The 13,747-nt window shown below is 38.7% G+C and carries 25 protein-coding genes; 24 read left to right on the top strand and 1 reads right to left on the bottom strand.

The window, feature by feature from the left end; translation table 11 throughout:
• Positions 1 to 6 precede the first annotated feature (6 nt).
• The 22 genes from rpsC to rplQ all read left to right on the top strand — a co-directional run bounded on the left by rpsC (position 7) and on the right by rplQ (position 10,607).
• Complete coding sequence (gene rpsC, locus AQPE_RS05515) at positions 7 to 729, top strand: 30S ribosomal protein S3 (protein ID WP_318350051.1); 723 nt, start codon at positions 7 to 9, stop codon at positions 727 to 729.
• Between the two features lie 28 nt (positions 730 to 757).
• A complete protein-coding gene (gene rplP / locus AQPE_RS05510) occupies positions 758 to 1,192 on the top strand; it encodes a 50S ribosomal protein L16 (protein ID WP_318350050.1) in 435 nt (144 codons plus the stop codon).
• Positions 1,192 to 1,395, top strand: coding sequence for a 50S ribosomal protein L29 (gene rpmC, locus AQPE_RS05505; protein WP_318350049.1), 204 nt, complete (start codon positions 1,192 to 1,194; stop codon positions 1,393 to 1,395). The genes rplP and rpmC overlap by 1 nt, the downstream gene beginning before the upstream one ends.
• 2 nt (positions 1,396 to 1,397) lie before the next feature.
• A complete protein-coding gene (gene rpsQ, locus AQPE_RS05500; protein WP_318350048.1) occupies positions 1,398 to 1,655 on the top strand; it encodes a 30S ribosomal protein S17 in 258 nt (85 codons plus the stop codon).
• A 2-nt stretch (positions 1,656 to 1,657) separates the two neighbouring features.
• The gene (gene rplN, locus AQPE_RS05495; RefSeq protein WP_318350047.1) at positions 1,658 to 2,023 is read left to right on the top strand and encodes a 50S ribosomal protein L14; all 366 of its coding nucleotides are present in this window, start codon (positions 1,658 to 1,660) and stop codon (positions 2,021 to 2,023) included.
• 17 nt (positions 2,024 to 2,040) lie between these two features.
• Complete coding sequence (gene rplX / locus AQPE_RS05490) at positions 2,041 to 2,364, top strand: 50S ribosomal protein L24 (protein ID WP_318350046.1); 324 nt, start codon at positions 2,041 to 2,043, stop codon at positions 2,362 to 2,364.
• A complete protein-coding gene (rplE, locus tag AQPE_RS05485; protein ID WP_318350045.1) occupies positions 2,364 to 2,921 on the top strand; it encodes a 50S ribosomal protein L5 in 558 nt (185 codons plus the stop codon). The genes rplX and rplE overlap by 1 nt, the downstream gene beginning before the upstream one ends.
• Positions 2,922 to 2,924: 3 nt before the next feature.
• Entirely contained in the window at positions 2,925 to 3,194 is a 270-nt protein-coding gene (rpsN, locus tag AQPE_RS05480; protein WP_318350044.1) for a 30S ribosomal protein S14, read from the top strand.
• A 26-nt stretch (positions 3,195 to 3,220) separates the two neighbouring features.
• On the top strand, positions 3,221 to 3,619 hold the full coding sequence (rpsH, locus tag AQPE_RS05475; protein ID WP_449658198.1) for a 30S ribosomal protein S8: 399 nt from the start codon (positions 3,221 to 3,223) through the stop codon (positions 3,617 to 3,619).
• 16 nt (positions 3,620 to 3,635) lie between these two features.
• Positions 3,636 to 4,193 carry a 50S ribosomal protein L6 gene (gene rplF, locus AQPE_RS05470; RefSeq protein ID WP_318350042.1) on the top strand — a complete coding sequence of 186 codons (558 nt, stop codon included), beginning with the start codon at positions 3,636 to 3,638 and terminating at the stop codon, positions 4,191 to 4,193.
• A gap of 15 nt (positions 4,194 to 4,208) precedes the next feature.
• Positions 4,209 to 4,565, top strand: a complete 357-nt coding sequence (gene rplR / locus AQPE_RS05465; RefSeq protein WP_318350041.1) for a 50S ribosomal protein L18 — start codon at positions 4,209 to 4,211, stop codon at positions 4,563 to 4,565.
• A gap of 5 nt (positions 4,566 to 4,570) precedes the next feature.
• Complete coding sequence (rpsE, locus tag AQPE_RS05460) at positions 4,571 to 5,086, top strand: 30S ribosomal protein S5 (RefSeq protein ID WP_404801001.1); 516 nt, start codon at positions 4,571 to 4,573, stop codon at positions 5,084 to 5,086.
• Between the two features lie 6 nt (positions 5,087 to 5,092).
• A complete protein-coding gene (gene rpmD / locus AQPE_RS05455) occupies positions 5,093 to 5,272 on the top strand; it encodes a 50S ribosomal protein L30 (RefSeq protein WP_318350040.1) in 180 nt (59 codons plus the stop codon).
• A gap of 21 nt (positions 5,273 to 5,293) precedes the next feature.
• Positions 5,294 to 5,740: a 50S ribosomal protein L15 gene (rplO, locus tag AQPE_RS05450; RefSeq protein ID WP_318350039.1), complete on the top strand. Its 447-nt coding sequence runs from the start codon at positions 5,294 to 5,296 to the stop codon at positions 5,738 to 5,740.
• A gap of 5 nt (positions 5,741 to 5,745) precedes the next feature.
• Complete coding sequence (secY, locus tag AQPE_RS05445) at positions 5,746 to 7,083, top strand: preprotein translocase subunit SecY (protein WP_318350038.1); 1,338 nt, start codon at positions 5,746 to 5,748, stop codon at positions 7,081 to 7,083.
• Positions 7,084 to 7,287: 204 nt separating this feature from the next.
• On the top strand, positions 7,288 to 7,509 hold the full coding sequence (infA, locus tag AQPE_RS05440) for a translation initiation factor IF-1 (protein WP_318350037.1): 222 nt from the start codon (positions 7,288 to 7,290) through the stop codon (positions 7,507 to 7,509).
• An 11-nt stretch (positions 7,510 to 7,520) separates the two neighbouring features.
• A complete protein-coding gene (gene ykgO, locus AQPE_RS05435; RefSeq protein WP_111445873.1) occupies positions 7,521 to 7,637 on the top strand; it encodes a type B 50S ribosomal protein L36 in 117 nt (38 codons plus the stop codon).
• Positions 7,638 to 7,665: 28 nt separating this feature from the next.
• Positions 7,666 to 8,043 carry a 30S ribosomal protein S13 gene (rpsM, locus tag AQPE_RS05430; RefSeq protein ID WP_318350036.1) on the top strand — a complete coding sequence of 126 codons (378 nt, stop codon included), beginning with the start codon at positions 7,666 to 7,668 and terminating at the stop codon, positions 8,041 to 8,043.
• A gap of 14 nt (positions 8,044 to 8,057) precedes the next feature.
• Positions 8,058 to 8,447: a 30S ribosomal protein S11 gene (rpsK, locus tag AQPE_RS05425; protein WP_318350035.1), complete on the top strand. Its 390-nt coding sequence runs from the start codon at positions 8,058 to 8,060 to the stop codon at positions 8,445 to 8,447.
• Between the two features lie 20 nt (positions 8,448 to 8,467).
• Positions 8,468 to 9,076, top strand: a complete 609-nt coding sequence (rpsD, locus tag AQPE_RS05420) for a 30S ribosomal protein S4 (protein WP_318350034.1) — start codon at positions 8,468 to 8,470, stop codon at positions 9,074 to 9,076.
• Between the two features lie 19 nt (positions 9,077 to 9,095).
• A complete protein-coding gene (locus AQPE_RS05415) occupies positions 9,096 to 10,088 on the top strand; it encodes a DNA-directed RNA polymerase subunit alpha (RefSeq protein ID WP_318350033.1) in 993 nt (330 codons plus the stop codon).
• 6 nt (positions 10,089 to 10,094) lie between these two features.
• On the top strand, positions 10,095 to 10,607 hold the full coding sequence (gene rplQ, locus AQPE_RS05410) for a 50S ribosomal protein L17 (RefSeq protein ID WP_404800999.1): 513 nt from the start codon (positions 10,095 to 10,097) through the stop codon (positions 10,605 to 10,607).
• A 100-nt stretch (positions 10,608 to 10,707) separates the two neighbouring features.
• Here the strand turns inward: rplQ and AQPE_RS05405 are convergent, their stop codons facing one another.
• The gene (locus AQPE_RS05405; RefSeq protein WP_318350032.1) at positions 10,708 to 11,088 is read right to left on the bottom strand and encodes a response regulator; all 381 of its coding nucleotides are present in this window, start codon (positions 11,086 to 11,088) and stop codon (positions 10,708 to 10,710) included.
• 141 nt (positions 11,089 to 11,229) lie between these two features.
• On the opposite strand from AQPE_RS05405, the gene ettA reads away from it, so the two are divergent.
• Together ettA and AQPE_RS05395 are read left to right on the top strand one after the other, a co-directional pair.
• Positions 11,230 to 12,918 (top strand): energy-dependent translational throttle protein EttA, encoded by a 1,689-nt coding sequence (gene ettA, locus AQPE_RS05400; RefSeq protein WP_318350031.1) that lies wholly within the window; start codon positions 11,230 to 11,232, stop codon positions 12,916 to 12,918.
• Positions 12,919 to 13,161: 243 nt separating this feature from the next.
• Positions 13,162 to 13,605, top strand: coding sequence for a hypothetical protein (locus AQPE_RS05395; RefSeq protein WP_318350030.1), 444 nt, complete (start codon positions 13,162 to 13,164; stop codon positions 13,603 to 13,605).
• The last annotated feature ends 142 nt before the right edge of the window (positions 13,606 to 13,747 follow it).

Genomic DNA, 13,747 nt, shown 5'->3' with positions numbered 1-13,747 from the left:
TAATACATGGGACAAAAAGTTAATCCAATCGCTAATCGTTTAGGAATCATCAAAGGATGGGATTCCAATTGGTTCGGTGGAAACAACTATGGCGATAAGCTCGTGGAAGATTTTAAAATCAGGGAATATTTGAATGCCCGTTTGGCTAAAGCAAGTATTTCTAAGATTATTATTGAACGCACACTGAAGCTTATTACTATCACTGTTCACACCTCAAGGCCCGGTATTATTATTGGCAAGGGTGGTCAGGAAGTTGATAAACTGAAAGAAGAACTGAAGAAGATCACTAACAAGGAAGTTCAGATCAACATTTTTGAAATTAAACGTCCGGAATTAGATGCCAAAATTGTAGCTGTTAACATTGCACGTCAGATTGAAGGTAAGATTGCTTACCGTCGTGCGACAAAAATGGCTATCGCTTCAACCATGAGAATGGGAGCACAGGGTATCAAAGTTCAGGTTTCAGGCCGCTTAAACGGCGCTGAAATGGCACGTTCAGAAATGTACAAAGATGGTCGTACTCCATTGCACACTCTGAGAGCTGATATAGATTATGCACTGGCAGAAGCCCTTACTAAAACCGGTTTACTCGGTGTTAAAGTATGGATCTGTAAAGGTGAGATTTATGGAAAGCGTGACCTTTCACCAAACGTTGGACAAAAGCCTGAAGGAAGACGTCCAAACGAAGGTGCACCAAAAGGTGGCGGATTTAAGAAAAAAAGAAAATAATTTGTAAACCTTTCAGAAGTAAAGAAGGATGTTACAACCGAAAAAGACAAAATTCAGAAGAGTACAAAAGGGAAAAATGAAGGGACTGGCTCAACGCGGCAACCAGTTAGCATTTGGATCTTTTGGAATTAAATCGTTGGAAGAGACGTGGCTTACCGGACGCCAGATTGAGGCTGCCCGTGTTGCCGTTACGCGTCACATGCAACGTCAGGGTCAAATTTGGATCCGTGTATTCCCCGATAAACCTATTACTAAAAAACCTGCAGAGGTACGTATGGGTAAAGGAAAAGGTGCTCCGGAAGCATTCGTTGCTCCGATTACACCAGGTAGAATATTGATTGAAGCAGATGGAGTTCCTTATGAGGTTGCAAAGGAAGCACTTCGTTTAGCTGCTCAAAAGCTACCGGTAACTACTAAGTTCATGGTTAGACGTGATTATGTTGAATCTGAAATCGCTGAATAATGAAGACATCAGAAATTAGAGAATTATCGAAAGCTGAAATTCTTGAAAGAATTCAGACCGATCAGGACTCCTTAACACGGATGAAAATGAACCATGCAATTTCTCAACTCGAAAACCCAAAAGTGATCGTAGAAGTGAGAAGAAATATTGCACGTCTAAAAACCATTCTACGTCAAAGGGAAATTAACGCAAAACAGAGTTAGTAATGGAAGAAAGAAATCTAAGGAAGGAGCGTATTGGAGTTGTTGTGAGTAACAAAATGGAATGTACGATCGTTGTGGCTGAACACCGCAAAGAAAAACATCCTATTTATGGAAAATTCGTCAACAAAACTTCGAAGTTTTACGCCCACGATGAAAAGAACAGCTGCAACATCGGCGATACTGTAAAGATCATGGAAACACGACCTATCAGTAAACAGAAATGTTGGAGATTAGTGGAAATCATAGAAAGAGCTAAGTAATCATGATACAACAGGAATCAAGATGTACCGTTGCCGATAATAGTGGGGCCAAAGAAGTGCTCGTAATCCGCGTATTAGGCGGAACCCGCAAGCGCTATGCCACACTGGGCGATACCATTGTAGTAACAGTAAAAAGTGCTATAGCGGGAAGTGACATGAAAAAAGGTGCCGTGTCGAAAGCAATAATTGTTCGTACGACCAAAGAAGTTCGTCGTCAAGATGGATCATACATCCGTTTCGATGATAACGCTGTAGTTTTGCTGAATAATGCTGGTGAAATGCGCGGAACTCGTATATTCGGACCCGTAGCAAGAGAACTTCGTGATCAAAATATGAAGATCATTTCACTTGCTCCTGAAGTACTTTAATGCATAAAATCAGAGAAATGCAGACAAAATTACACATAAAAAAAGGCGACTCTGTTATTGTAATTGCTGGCAATTACAAAGGACGGGAAGGCAAAGTGCTCGAAGTAATCAGAGCAACCGAGAAAGCTATTGTGGAAGGTGTTAATATGGTTAAAAAACACACAAAACCCAATGCGGCACATCCGCAGGGTGGTATTGTGGAGAAGGAAGCACCTATTCACATTTCTAACCTTATGAATAAAGACCCAAAAACTGGGAAACCAACTCGTATTGGAAGGAAGCTGGATGATAAAGGCAAATTAGTTCGTTATTCAAAAAAATCAGGAGAGGAGATTAAGTAATGGCTTACGTACCAACACTTAAGAAAAAATACTTAGACGAAGTTGTACCTGCGTTAGTGAAGGATTTTTCCTACAAAAACGTAATGCAGGCACCTAAGTTAGATAAGATTGTCATCAATCAGGGCGTTGGAGCTGCTATCGCTGATAAAAAGTTAATCGAAGTCGCTACCGACGAGATTACAAACATCACCGGTCAGAAGGCAGTCCAAACCAAATCTAAGAAGGACATTTCTAACTTCAAATTAAGGAAAAAAATGCCAATCGGGGTTCGTGTTACCCTACGCAGAGAGCGCATGTATGAGTTCCTTGATCGTTTAATCAGTGTATCTCTTCCCCGCATCCGCGATTTCAAAGGAATTGAAGGCAAAATGGATGGCCGTGGTAATTATACTTTAGGTATCCCTGAGCAAATTATCTTCCCTGAAATTGTAATGGACAAAGTTACCCGTATCAACGGAATGAATATTACTTTCGTAACTACGGCTGTGTCAGACGAAGAAGGCTATGCCTTGTTGAAAGAGTTAGGTTTACCGTTTAAAAATGCTAAAAAGATTTAAGATATGGCTAAGGAATCAATGAAAGCCCGGGAAGTAAAAAGGGCAGCACTTGTTGAAAAATATGCCGAAAAAAGAGCCAAGCTTAAAGCTGAAGGTGATTCAGTCGGTCTTCAAAAGTTACCTAAGAACTCTTCCCGTATTCGTATGCATAACAGATGCAAACTAACCGGTCGTCCGAAAGGATATATGCGTCAGTTCGGAATCAGTAGAATCAATTTCAGAGAAATGGCTTCTTATGGTTTAATTCCGGGTGTTAAAAAAGCAAGTTGGTAATATCTAATTAAGAAGTAATGAGCAAAATTACAGATCCAATAGCAGATTATCTGACACGAATCAGAAATGCTCAAAAGGCAAAACATCGTGTGGTTGATATCCCTGCATCCAATATCAAGAAAGAAATTACCAAAATTTTGAAAGATAAAGGATATATCCTCAACTATAAGTTCGAGGATGAAGTGAACTTTCAGGGCAACATTAAAATTGCATTGAAATATAACCCAGAGACGAAGATTCCGGCTATTAAGGCAATTAAAAGAATCAGTAAACCTGGTTTACGGAAATATTGCCATATCGATAGCATTCCACGCGTACTTAACGGTTTGGGAATTGCAGTAATTTCGACCTCTAAAGGCGTAATCACCGACAAAGAAGCTCGGGAATTAGGCGTTGGTGGTGAAGTCTTATGTTACGTTTATTAATCTAGGAGGAATAAGAATGTCAAGGATAGGTAAACTACCCATTGAAATACCAGCTGGTGTAAAATTTACGGTAAGCGATACAAATTTGGTTACAGTAAAAGGTCCGCTGGGCGAACTAACACAACAGGTTGATCCGGATATTACTTTCGAATTGGAAGGTAATACATTAACGGTAAATCGTCCTTCCGATGAGAAAAAACATCGTGCCATTCATGGCCTTTATCGTTCACTGGTCAACAACATGGTTGTAGGTGTATCAAAAGGCTACGAAGTAAAACTTGAATTGGTTGGTGTTGGTTATCGTGCTGAAAACGACGGTCAGATTCTCGATTTGGTTTTAGGTTATTCACATCATACTTATCTGCAACTTCCTGCTGAAGTTCAGGTAGAAGCTAAGAGTGATAAACGTAGTAACCCAATTGTAACCTTGAAAAGCTGTGATAAACAACTGATTGGTCACATTGCAGCCAAAATCAGATCCTTCCGGAAACCTGAACCTTACAAAGGAAAAGGTGTTAAATTTGTTGGTGAAATTCTTAGGCGCAAGGCCGGTAAATCAGCTGGTGCTAAATAGTAAAATTTAAAAACCATGGCTTTAACGAAGCAAGAAAGAAGATATAGGATTAAGAAGAGAATCCGGAAAATTGTTTCCGGAACTGCTGAAAGACCTCGTTTGAATGTATTCAGAAGCAACAAGCAAATTTATGCTCAGTTGATTGACGATTTATCAGGAAAAACTTTGTTGGCAGTTTCCTCGCTTAATAAAGATTTCGTAGGTACCGAGGGTACCAAAACCGAAATGGCTGCGATTATTGGTAAAGCAGTTGCTGAAAAAGCATTAGCTGCCGGAATTTCTGCAGTTGTATTTGATCGTAATGGTTATTTGTATCACGGAAGAGTTAAACAATTAGCTGACGCTGCCCGTGAAGGTGGCCTTAAATTTTAATAGTTATGACAGGAGATATCAGAAAAGTAAAAACCAGTGATCTGGAACTGAAGGATCGGTTGGTAGCTATTAACCGCGTTACAAAAGTAACCAAGGGAGGTAGAACATTCAGCTTCTCGGCTATTGTTGTTGTTGGCAACGAAGATGGTGTAGTAGGTTGGGGTCTGGGTAAAGCCAGCGAAGTAACTACTGCAATTTCAAAAGGTGTTGACGCAGCAAAAAAGAATCTGATTAAGGTTCCAATTCACAAAGGAACAATACCTCACGAACAGGAAGCTAAATTTGGTGGAGCTCGTGTATTTTTAAAACCAGCAACATCAGGAACCGGGGTAAAAGCCGGAGGTGCTATGCGCTCTGTATTGGAAAGTGTTGGCGTTCACAACATCCTTGCAAAATCAAAAGGATCATCGAACCCTCATAATTTGGTAAAAGCAACCATGGCTGCTCTTCTCGAATTGCGTGATGCGCATACTGTTGCTGAACATCGTGGTGTAACTTTGGATAAAGTATTTAATGGATAAGGAGTTATGGCAAAGATAAAAATTACTCAAGTAAAAAGTCAGATCGGTTCTGATTGGAGACAAAAAGCTACACTTGTTGCTCTTGGAATTAAAAAGCTTAACCGACCAGTAATACACGAAGTAACTCCACAAATTATGGGAATGGTTGCAAAATTGCACCATCTCGTAATTGTTGAAGAAGTTTAAACTTATTAAGATCAATAAATTATGGATTTAAGTAATCTTAAACCTGCTGAAGGTTCAACCCACAGCGTAAAGCGAATTGGCCGAGGCCAGGGTTCTGGTCACGGTGGAACTTCTACAAGAGGTCACAAAGGAGCTAAATCAAGATCCGGCTACAAAAGTCGTCGTGGTTTTGAAGGAGGTCAGATGCCTTTACAACGTGTTGTACCTAAATTTGGCTTTAAAAATATTAACCGGAAGGAATTTAAAGCAATCAATCTTGATGTAATTCAGGAATTGGCTGAATCTTTAAAAATTACCTGTGTTGATGTAAATGTTTTAGTTGAAGCTGGAATGGCTTCCAAAAGGGATAAAGTGAAGATCTTGGGAGATGGAGTATTGAACCTTAAATTGGAAGTAAAAGCCCATGCTTTTTCAAAAAGGGCAAAAGAGACCATTGAGAATCTACAAGGAACCATCGAAATACTTTAAACCTGATGAAAAAGTTTATTGAAACCCTAAAGAATATTTATAAGATTGAAGACTTGCGATCCCGGTTGGGGATTACTCTGTTCTTAATTGTTATTTATCGTTTAGGTTCGTATGTTTCTTTACCTGGGGTTGATCCAGCTCAGCTGATCAATCTTAAAAATCAAACATCTGAGGGGTTGCTCGGATTGTTGGATATGTTCTCGGGAGGAGCATTCTCTAAAGCATCAATTTTTGCTTTAGGGATTATGCCGTATATTTCGGCTTCTATTGTAATCCAGTTGTTGGGTATTGCGGTACCTTACTTCCAACGGTTGCAAAAAGAAGGCGAATCAGGACGTCGCAAAGTTAATCAGCTAACTCGCTATTTAACTGTTGTCATCCTGCTCTTCCAGGCACCTGCATACTTAGTAAACCTTCATGCCCAATTACCTGAATCGGCCTTTGCTCTTACCGGAGCTTTATTTACAGTATCGTCAACCATTATTTTAACTTCTGGTTCGATGTTCGTAATGTGGCTCGGTGAAAAAATTACAGATAAAGGTATTGGTAATGGTATATCACTGATTATCATGATCGGAATTATTGCCAGATTACCTCACTCTGTTGTTGCCGAATTTATTTCGCGCATCGAACAACAAGGTGGCGGTATGGTAATGTTCTTGCTTGAGTTTGTTGTTCTTGTTTTTGTATTTATTGGCGCAATTTTACTGGTTCAGGGAACACGTAAAATACCAGTACAATATGCAAAACGAATTGTTGGCAACAAGCAGTATGGTGGTGTTCGTCAGTATATTCCTCTAAAAGTGAATGCAGCAGGTGTAATGCCTATCATTTTCGCTCAGGCGATTATGTTTATTCCTATTAGTTTAGCGGGTTTTGCCAAATCCGATAGTATGAGTGGCTTTGCAGCCGCTTTTACCAATCACCTTGGATTTTGGTATAACTTTACTCAGTTTCTGTTAGTTATTCTATTTACATATTTTTATACGGCAATTACCGTTAATCCATTGCAAATGGCTGAAGATATGAAGAAGAATGGCGGGTTTATTCCAGGTGTAAAACCAGGAAAGAAAACTGTCGAATTTCTTGATACCATCATGTCCAGAATTACCCTTCCAGGATCAGTATTTCTTGGAGTAATTACAATTCTGCCAGCTTTTGCGATGATGGCTGGAATTAATCAACAGTTCGCGTATTTCTTCGGTGGAACTTCGTTGTTGATTCTTGTGGGTGTTGTTTTAGATACTTTACAGCAAATTGAGAGTCACCTTTTGATGCGTCATTATGATGGTTTGATGAAGTCAGGCCGGATCAAGGGACGTTCAGGCGGTGGTGCATACTAATTACTATTTAGACATTTTTTGTCTTAGATTAGTGAAAGTTCTAAACTTGTTAAATTTTATTCATAAATAGCGAGTAAGTCCGGTAATTCTAGTAGTTTTGCCGGATTTATTAGCGGAAAATTAAATAATCTTCCGTACCGGTGTTTAGATTCGAATAGTATATGAAATGTAAACATCAAATTACTAGATAATTAGATTATATTTATGGCAAAACAGTCTTCAATAGAACAAGACGGAACAATCATTGAATCATTATCGAATGCAATGTTCAGGGTTGAATTGGAAAATGGGCATACTATTACTGCACATATCTCCGGAAAAATGCGGATGCATTACATCAAAATTTTACCGGGCGATAAAGTGAAAGTTGAAATGTCGCCATATGACCTGACAAAAGGAAGAATTTCTTTTAGATATAAAAACTAAAGCACAAAATAATGAAAGTAAGAGCATCCATTAAAAAACGTAGCGCCGACTGTAAAATTGTTCGCAGAAAAGGCCGTTTGTACGTGATTAACAAAAAGAATCCGAAGTACAAACAACGTCAGGGATAATTAATTAACTTTGTAAAAATTTTATTTTATGGCTCGTATAAGTGGTGTTGACATCCCTAACAATAAAAGAGGCGAAATTGCATTAACCTATATCTATGGTATCGGTCGCAATCTTTCAGTAACTCTCCTCGAAAAAGCCGGTGTAGATAAAGACATCAAGGTTCAGGATTGGACTGATGATCATCTGGCTGCTATTCGTGCAGCTATCAGTGGAAGCATCAAGGTTGAAGGCGAATTACGTTCTGAAACTCAGATGAATATTAAACGATTGATGGATATCGGTTGCTACCGTGGGATCCGTCACCGTGTAGGCTTACCTGTTCGTGGACAGAGCACAAAAAATAATGCTCGTACACGTAAAGGAAAGAGAAAAACTGTTGCTAATAAGAAAAAAGCCACTAAATAATTGATATTTGAATTATGGCAAAAAAGACTGGTTCTACTAAAAAACGAGTTGTTATCGTTGAAGCAATCGGACAGGCACACATTCACTCTTCATTCAATAATATCATTGTGTCGTTGACCAATGGTAATGGTGAAGTTATTTCGTGGTCGTCTGCTGGTAAAAAAGGGTTCAGAGGTTCTAAAAAGAATACTCCCTATGCTGCTCAGGTAGCTTCTGAAGAATGTTCCAAGATAGCTTATGATCTTGGTCTGAGAAAAGTAAAAGTATACGTAAAAGGTCCAGGTAATGGTCGTGAATCTGCAATTCGTGCAATTAGCAGCGTTGGCATTCAGGTCAGTGAAATTGTTGACGTTACCCCACTACCACACAATGGATGTCGTCCTGCAAAAAGGAGACGTGTTTAATCGAATAAATTAAAACAGTAATGGCAAGATATACAGGACCAAAATCCAGAATCGCCCGAAAATTTGGTGAACCAATTTTCGGACCGGACAAAGCACTTGAAAAGAAAAATTTTCCACCGGGATTTCACGGTTTAGCTAGCCGAAGACGTAAAAAATCTGAGTACGGAACCCAATTAAAGGAAAAACAAAAAGCCAAATACATGTATGGTGTATTGGAACGTCAATTCTCTAACTTATTTAAAAAAGCTTCTGCATCAAAAGGTGTAACAGGTGAAGTACTGTTGCAACTACTGGAAGCTCGTTTGGATAATGTTGTATTCCGTTTAGGAATTGCTCCTACACGTTCTGCTGCACGTCAATTGGTTTCTCACAAGCACATTAATGTTAATGGTGAAGTATTAAATATTCCATCATATACAGTTCGTCCGGGTGACGTTATTAGTGTTCGTGAAAAATCGAAATCACTTGAAGTTATTACAACTTCATTGAACTCACGTCGTTCTAGTAAATTTGCATGGTTGGAATGGGATAACTCTCAATTGGCAGGTAAGTTTTTAACCCGTCCTGAAAGAGCAGAAATTCCTGAAAACATTAAAGAACAACTTATCGTAGAGTTGTATTCTAAATAATCAATTACTCAGTATTATTATGGCAATATTAGCGTTCCAAAAACCCGACAAAGTTATAATGGTTGAAACCGATGAGAAGTACGGTAAATTCGAATTCCGTCCATTGGAACCAGGTTATGGTATTACAATTGGTAATGCCTTACGAAGAATTCTGTTATCCTCTTTGGAAGGTTATGCAATTACAACTGTCAAAATCGACAAAGTTGACCATGAATTTGCGACTATTAAAGGTGTAATGGAAGATGTAACTGAAATTATCCTTAATCTGAAGCAGATTCGTTTTAAACGTGAAGTTGAAGATTTTGATAATGAGAAGGTTTCTATCTCAATTACCGGACAGGACACATTCACTGCCGGAGATATTAATAAATTTATGACCGGCTTCCGTGTTTTAAATCCAGAGTTAATTATCTGCCGGATGGAACCTGAAGTTAAATTGCAGATGGATATCACCATCAACAAAGGTCGCGGATATGTCCCTAGCGCTGAAAATAAGCCGATCGATGCTGAGTTTGGAGTAATTCCGATCGATTCAATTTTCACACCGATCAAAAATGTGAAATATGCTGTCGAAAATTATCGTGTTGAGCAAAAAACTGACTATGAAAAGTTAGTTTTTGAAATCACAACCGATGGTTCAATTCATCCTAAAGATGCATTGAAAGAAGCTGCAAAAATTCTGATTTATCATTTCATGCTGTTCTCTGACGAAAAAATCACCATTGATTCGGACGAGAAATTTGCCAACGAAGAGTTTGATGAAGAAGTATTGCACATGCGCCAACTTTTGAAAACAAAACTGGTTGACATGGATCTTTCTGTACGTGCATTGAATTGCCTGAAGGCTGCGGATGTTGAAACCCTAGGAGAGCTGGTTACTTATAACCGGAACGATTTGCTTAAATTCCGTAATTTTGGTAAAAAATCACTCACAGAATTGGATGACTTATTGGTGAGCTTGAATTTGACGTTCGGGATGGATATCAGTAAATATAAACTTGATAAGGAATAAGTAAAAATGAGACATAGTAAAAAATTCAACCATTTAGGTAGAACAAGCGCTCATCGGAAAGCAATGTTGTCCAATATGGCCAACTCTTTGATTTTTCATAAACGTATTGCAACGACCCTAGCCAAAGCTAAGGCCTTAAGAATATATGTTGAGCCACTTATTACCAAAGCTAAAGACGATTCGACTCATTCACGCAGGGTTGTGTTTGAATATTTGAAAAGCAAAACAGCTGTTGCAATGTTATTCAGAGATGTTGCTGAAAAAGTAGCTGATCGTCCAGGCGGTTATACCAGAATTCTTAAAACAGGAAATAGACTTGGTGACAATGCAGAAATGTGTATTATCGAGTTGGTCGACTTCAACGAAAACATGCTGGCTGCTAAGGAAAGTAGAGCAAAACCAGTGAAATCTCGTCGTGGTGGTAAGAAAAAAGCAGACGCTCCAAAAGCTACTGCTCCTGTAGCTCCAGTTGTGGCTCCTGAAGTAACAGAAGCTCCTGAAGAAAAAACTGAAGAATAGAGAGATTCTTAGATATTAAAAAAGGCTGATGAATAATCAGCCTTTTTTTCTTTCACGAATTACAATATGTTAAGTTGTAGATGGTGTTATTCTGAATTATTTAGAATATTTCTTGTCGCAGGTTGAGTTGAATGTTAATCGAATTTAATAATTCATTAATATCAACTGGTTTAATCAAGTAATCGCTTCCTCCATTTTTCATGCAGCGCGTCCTATCGTGTTCAAAATCGTTAGTTGTTACAAAAATGATAGGAACATGTTTATTCTTAGCATTTATGGATTTTCGGATTCGCAGTGTGGCTTCAGCACCGTCCATAACCGGCATCGACAAATCCATTAAAACAACATCATAACTATTCTTCTCAAGCATTTCAACTGCTTCAAGTCCATTGTCAGCCGTTTCTATTTCATAATACTTTTTTAAGGAGTAGTATAGAAATTTCTGATTAATCGGATTATCGTCAACAATTAATAGCTTCACGGTCTTTTTTTACAGAGATTACTTTCAAACTTTAAATATACTTAATTTGATAATTAAAAAGCAGTATTTTTGGTAACTCAAACGCTACGTTGGGTAGTTGAAATTCAATCTTTGATTTATAAACCTTAAAATCGAACATATATGAGTGATGATAATAAGATAATTTTTTCGATGTACAGGGTAAGCAAGACTTATCCTCCTCAAAAGCAAGTTTTGAAGGATATCTCCTTGTCTTTTTTTCTCGGCGCAAAAATTGGGATTATTGGATTGAATGGCTCCGGGAAATCAACCTTACTAAAAATTATTGCTGGACTTGAAGGTTCGTATCAGGGAGAAGTTGTTTTTTCACCCGGATATACTGTCGGATATTTAGAGCAGGATCCACAGCTTGACGATTCGAAAACGGTAAAAGAAATTGTACAGGAAGGAGTCCAGGAAATAGTAGATGTTTTACAAGCTTATGAAGACATTAACCTGAAATTTGGTGATCCTGATGTTTATGAAAATCAGGATGTCATGGATAAACTGTATGAAGAACAGGCTGTGCTTCAGGATAAAATTGACCATTTTGATGCATGGAACCTCGATGCAAAACTTGAACGCGCTATGGATGCACTGCAGTGTCCTCCTGATGATCAGCTCGTTGGTGAACTTTCCGGAGGTGAACGTCGCCGGGTTGCTTTATGCCGCTTGCTTTTAAAAGAGCCTGATGTATTATTGCTTGATGAGCCTACCAACCATTTAGATGCTGAATCGATTCAGTGGCTCGAAATGCATCTGCAACAATACAAAGGAACCGTGATTTGTATCACTCACGACAGGTATTTCCTTGATAATGTGGCTGGTTGGATTTTAGAATTGGATCGTGGCGAAGGCATTCCATGGAAGGGAAATTATACCTCATGGCTCGATCAAAAATCGAAGCGTATGGAGCAGGAAGAAAAAGTGGCTTCGAAACGCCGAAAATCGTTGGAACGTGAGTTGGAATGGATTCGCATGGCTCCCAAGGCTCGTCAGGCGAAATCTAAGGCACGTATGGGAGCTTACGATCGGATGGTTAATGAAGATGTAAAACAGAAGGAAGAGAAACTCGAAATCTTTATTCCCAACGGACCACGTTTGGGCGAAAAGGTAATTTCAGCTGAATCTGTTGCCAAAGGTTATGGTGATCGTTTGTTGTTCGAAGACCTGAATTTTGTGCTTCCACCAAACGGAATTGTGGGAGTTATTGGGCCAAATGGCGCTGGTAAAACAACGCTGTTTAAACTGATTATGGGACTGGAACACGCTGATAAAGGTACTTTCGATGTGGGCGAAACCGTAAAATTGGCATACGTTGATCAGACTCATAAAGCAATCGATCCAGAGAAAACAGTTTACCAGGTAATAACTGGTGGCAGCGACTTGATTTCGGTTGGCGGGAAACAATTGAATGCCCGTGCTTATGTTTCAAGGTTTAATTTTGGTGGTGCCGATCAGGAAAAGAAATGTGGATATCTTTCAGGTGGAGAGAAGAATAGGCTGCACCTTGCTTTGGCGTTGAAAGAAGAAGGAAATGTATTGTTGCTCGACGAGCCTACCAATGATATTGATATCAATACACTGCGTGCATTGGAAGAAGGCTTGGATAATTTTGCAGGTTGCGCCGTAGTTATTTCGCACGACCGCTGGTTCCTCGACCGCATCGCTACTCATATTCTGGCATTCGAAGGCGATTCGAAAGTGGTATTCTTCGAAGGTGGATTTACCGATTATGAAGAGAATCGGAAGAAACGAATGGGTGATGCGAATCCACATCGGGTGAAATATAAAAAACTGGTAAAAGACTAGAAAGCCGGAAGACCGAAGTCCGAAGTGAGTAATGATCATTTCGGACTTTTCATTTTCAGGGATTTATCGTGATGAAATTGTTTGTAACTTTTTGTAAAGTGGATTTGAATAGTTCGGGGAATGGGTTAAATTTGGAAAGATGAGTAAGTTGGTTTGATATTTTAGTAAGAGTAAATTCATGACGCCTGAAATTGACGTGTATAAAATCGTTAGCTGCGAGGTAGAAAAGTTTAACCCCTTAAGATGGAAGAGCAAATAGAAATACAGAGACATTACAGGAATAGTCAAGAAAAATATATTTATTATATAATCGCGTTATGTGTTTCTGCAATAGGATTTTCAATTCATATAACACTTAATAGAAAATTGTCATTAAGCTTGATACCAATCGGATTATCTGTATTTTCTTGGTCCATAAGTATCATTTATGGTTTTAAATTTGTTGAAATTATGCTTTCTTTACTTCGGGTAAATAATAACTACATTGAAGTTATTAATGGAAATAATCCAATTTCTGGAACTGATATTCAAAAAATAAAGATCGGAGTGGATGTTCTTATGAAGGAAATGGATAAGGGAGGAAGTATTGCAAATAAATATAGAAAGAGGCAATATTGGTTTTTCTTTTTGGGGATGATATTTTTTATTGTTTGGCATATACTGGAACTCTATTTAAAAATGGATTAAGCCTCGCAGCTAATATGCAGACAGCCAAAAACCTGCGGGTACAGATTTGTAATCTGCATCCTGCACCTCTATACAGCGGATATGTGATCCTCGCATATCAAACTACATCTGGCATTGCAAAGCATTTTGGGTTAGAAAAATC

This window comes from Aquipluma nitroreducens, from assembly GCF_009689585.1.
Taxonomy (GTDB): Bacteria; Bacteroidota; Bacteroidia; order Bacteroidales; family Prolixibacteraceae; genus Aquipluma; species Aquipluma nitroreducens.
Note: the sequence above shows the minus strand (reverse complement) of the source record. Positions and strands in the feature narration are given on the sequence as shown.

Bases quoted from the DNA above. Each gene is read 5' to 3' on its own strand.
- rpsD (WP_318350034.1), top strand. From the start codon at position 8,468: ATGGCAAGATATACAGGACCAAAATCCAGAATCGCCCGAAAATTTGGT.
- rplR (WP_318350041.1), top strand. From the start codon at position 4,209: ATGGCTTTAACGAAGCAAGAAAGAAGATATAGGATTAAGAAGAGAATC.
- rplP (WP_318350050.1), top strand. From the start codon at position 758: ATGTTACAACCGAAAAAGACAAAATTCAGAAGAGTACAAAAGGGAAAA.
- rpsM (WP_318350036.1), top strand. From the start codon at position 7,666: ATGGCTCGTATAAGTGGTGTTGACATCCCTAACAATAAAAGAGGCGAA.
- secY (WP_318350038.1), top strand. From the start codon at position 5,746: ATGAAAAAGTTTATTGAAACCCTAAAGAATATTTATAAGATTGAAGAC.
- rplO (WP_318350039.1), top strand. From the start codon at position 5,294: ATGGATTTAAGTAATCTTAAACCTGCTGAAGGTTCAACCCACAGCGTA.
- rpsE (WP_404801001.1), top strand. From the start codon at position 4,571: ATGACAGGAGATATCAGAAAAGTAAAAACCAGTGATCTGGAACTGAAG.
- rpmD (WP_318350040.1), top strand. From the start codon at position 5,093: ATGGCAAAGATAAAAATTACTCAAGTAAAAAGTCAGATCGGTTCTGAT.
- rpsK (WP_318350035.1), top strand. From the start codon at position 8,058: ATGGCAAAAAAGACTGGTTCTACTAAAAAACGAGTTGTTATCGTTGAA.
- rplN (WP_318350047.1), top strand. From the start codon at position 1,658: ATGATACAACAGGAATCAAGATGTACCGTTGCCGATAATAGTGGGGCC.
- rpmC (WP_318350049.1), top strand. From the start codon at position 1,192: ATGAAGACATCAGAAATTAGAGAATTATCGAAAGCTGAAATTCTTGAA.
- rpsQ (WP_318350048.1), top strand. From the start codon at position 1,398: ATGGAAGAAAGAAATCTAAGGAAGGAGCGTATTGGAGTTGTTGTGAGT.
- ykgO (WP_111445873.1), top strand. From the start codon at position 7,521: ATGAAAGTAAGAGCATCCATTAAAAAACGTAGCGCCGACTGTAAAATT.
- rplQ (WP_404800999.1), top strand. From the start codon at position 10,095: ATGAGACATAGTAAAAAATTCAACCATTTAGGTAGAACAAGCGCTCAT.
- AQPE_RS05415 (WP_318350033.1), top strand. From the start codon at position 9,096: ATGGCAATATTAGCGTTCCAAAAACCCGACAAAGTTATAATGGTTGAA.
- rpsC (WP_318350051.1), top strand. From the start codon at position 7: ATGGGACAAAAAGTTAATCCAATCGCTAATCGTTTAGGAATCATCAAA.
- rplE (WP_318350045.1), top strand. From the start codon at position 2,364: ATGGCTTACGTACCAACACTTAAGAAAAAATACTTAGACGAAGTTGTA.
- infA (WP_318350037.1), top strand. From the start codon at position 7,288: ATGGCAAAACAGTCTTCAATAGAACAAGACGGAACAATCATTGAATCA.
- rpsN (WP_318350044.1), top strand. From the start codon at position 2,925: ATGGCTAAGGAATCAATGAAAGCCCGGGAAGTAAAAAGGGCAGCACTT.
- rplX (WP_318350046.1), top strand. From the start codon at position 2,041: ATGCAGACAAAATTACACATAAAAAAAGGCGACTCTGTTATTGTAATT.
- ettA (WP_318350031.1), top strand. From the start codon at position 11,230: ATGAGTGATGATAATAAGATAATTTTTTCGATGTACAGGGTAAGCAAG.
- rplF (WP_318350042.1), top strand. From the start codon at position 3,636: ATGTCAAGGATAGGTAAACTACCCATTGAAATACCAGCTGGTGTAAAA.
- AQPE_RS05395 (WP_318350030.1), top strand. From the start codon at position 13,162: ATGGAAGAGCAAATAGAAATACAGAGACATTACAGGAATAGTCAAGAA.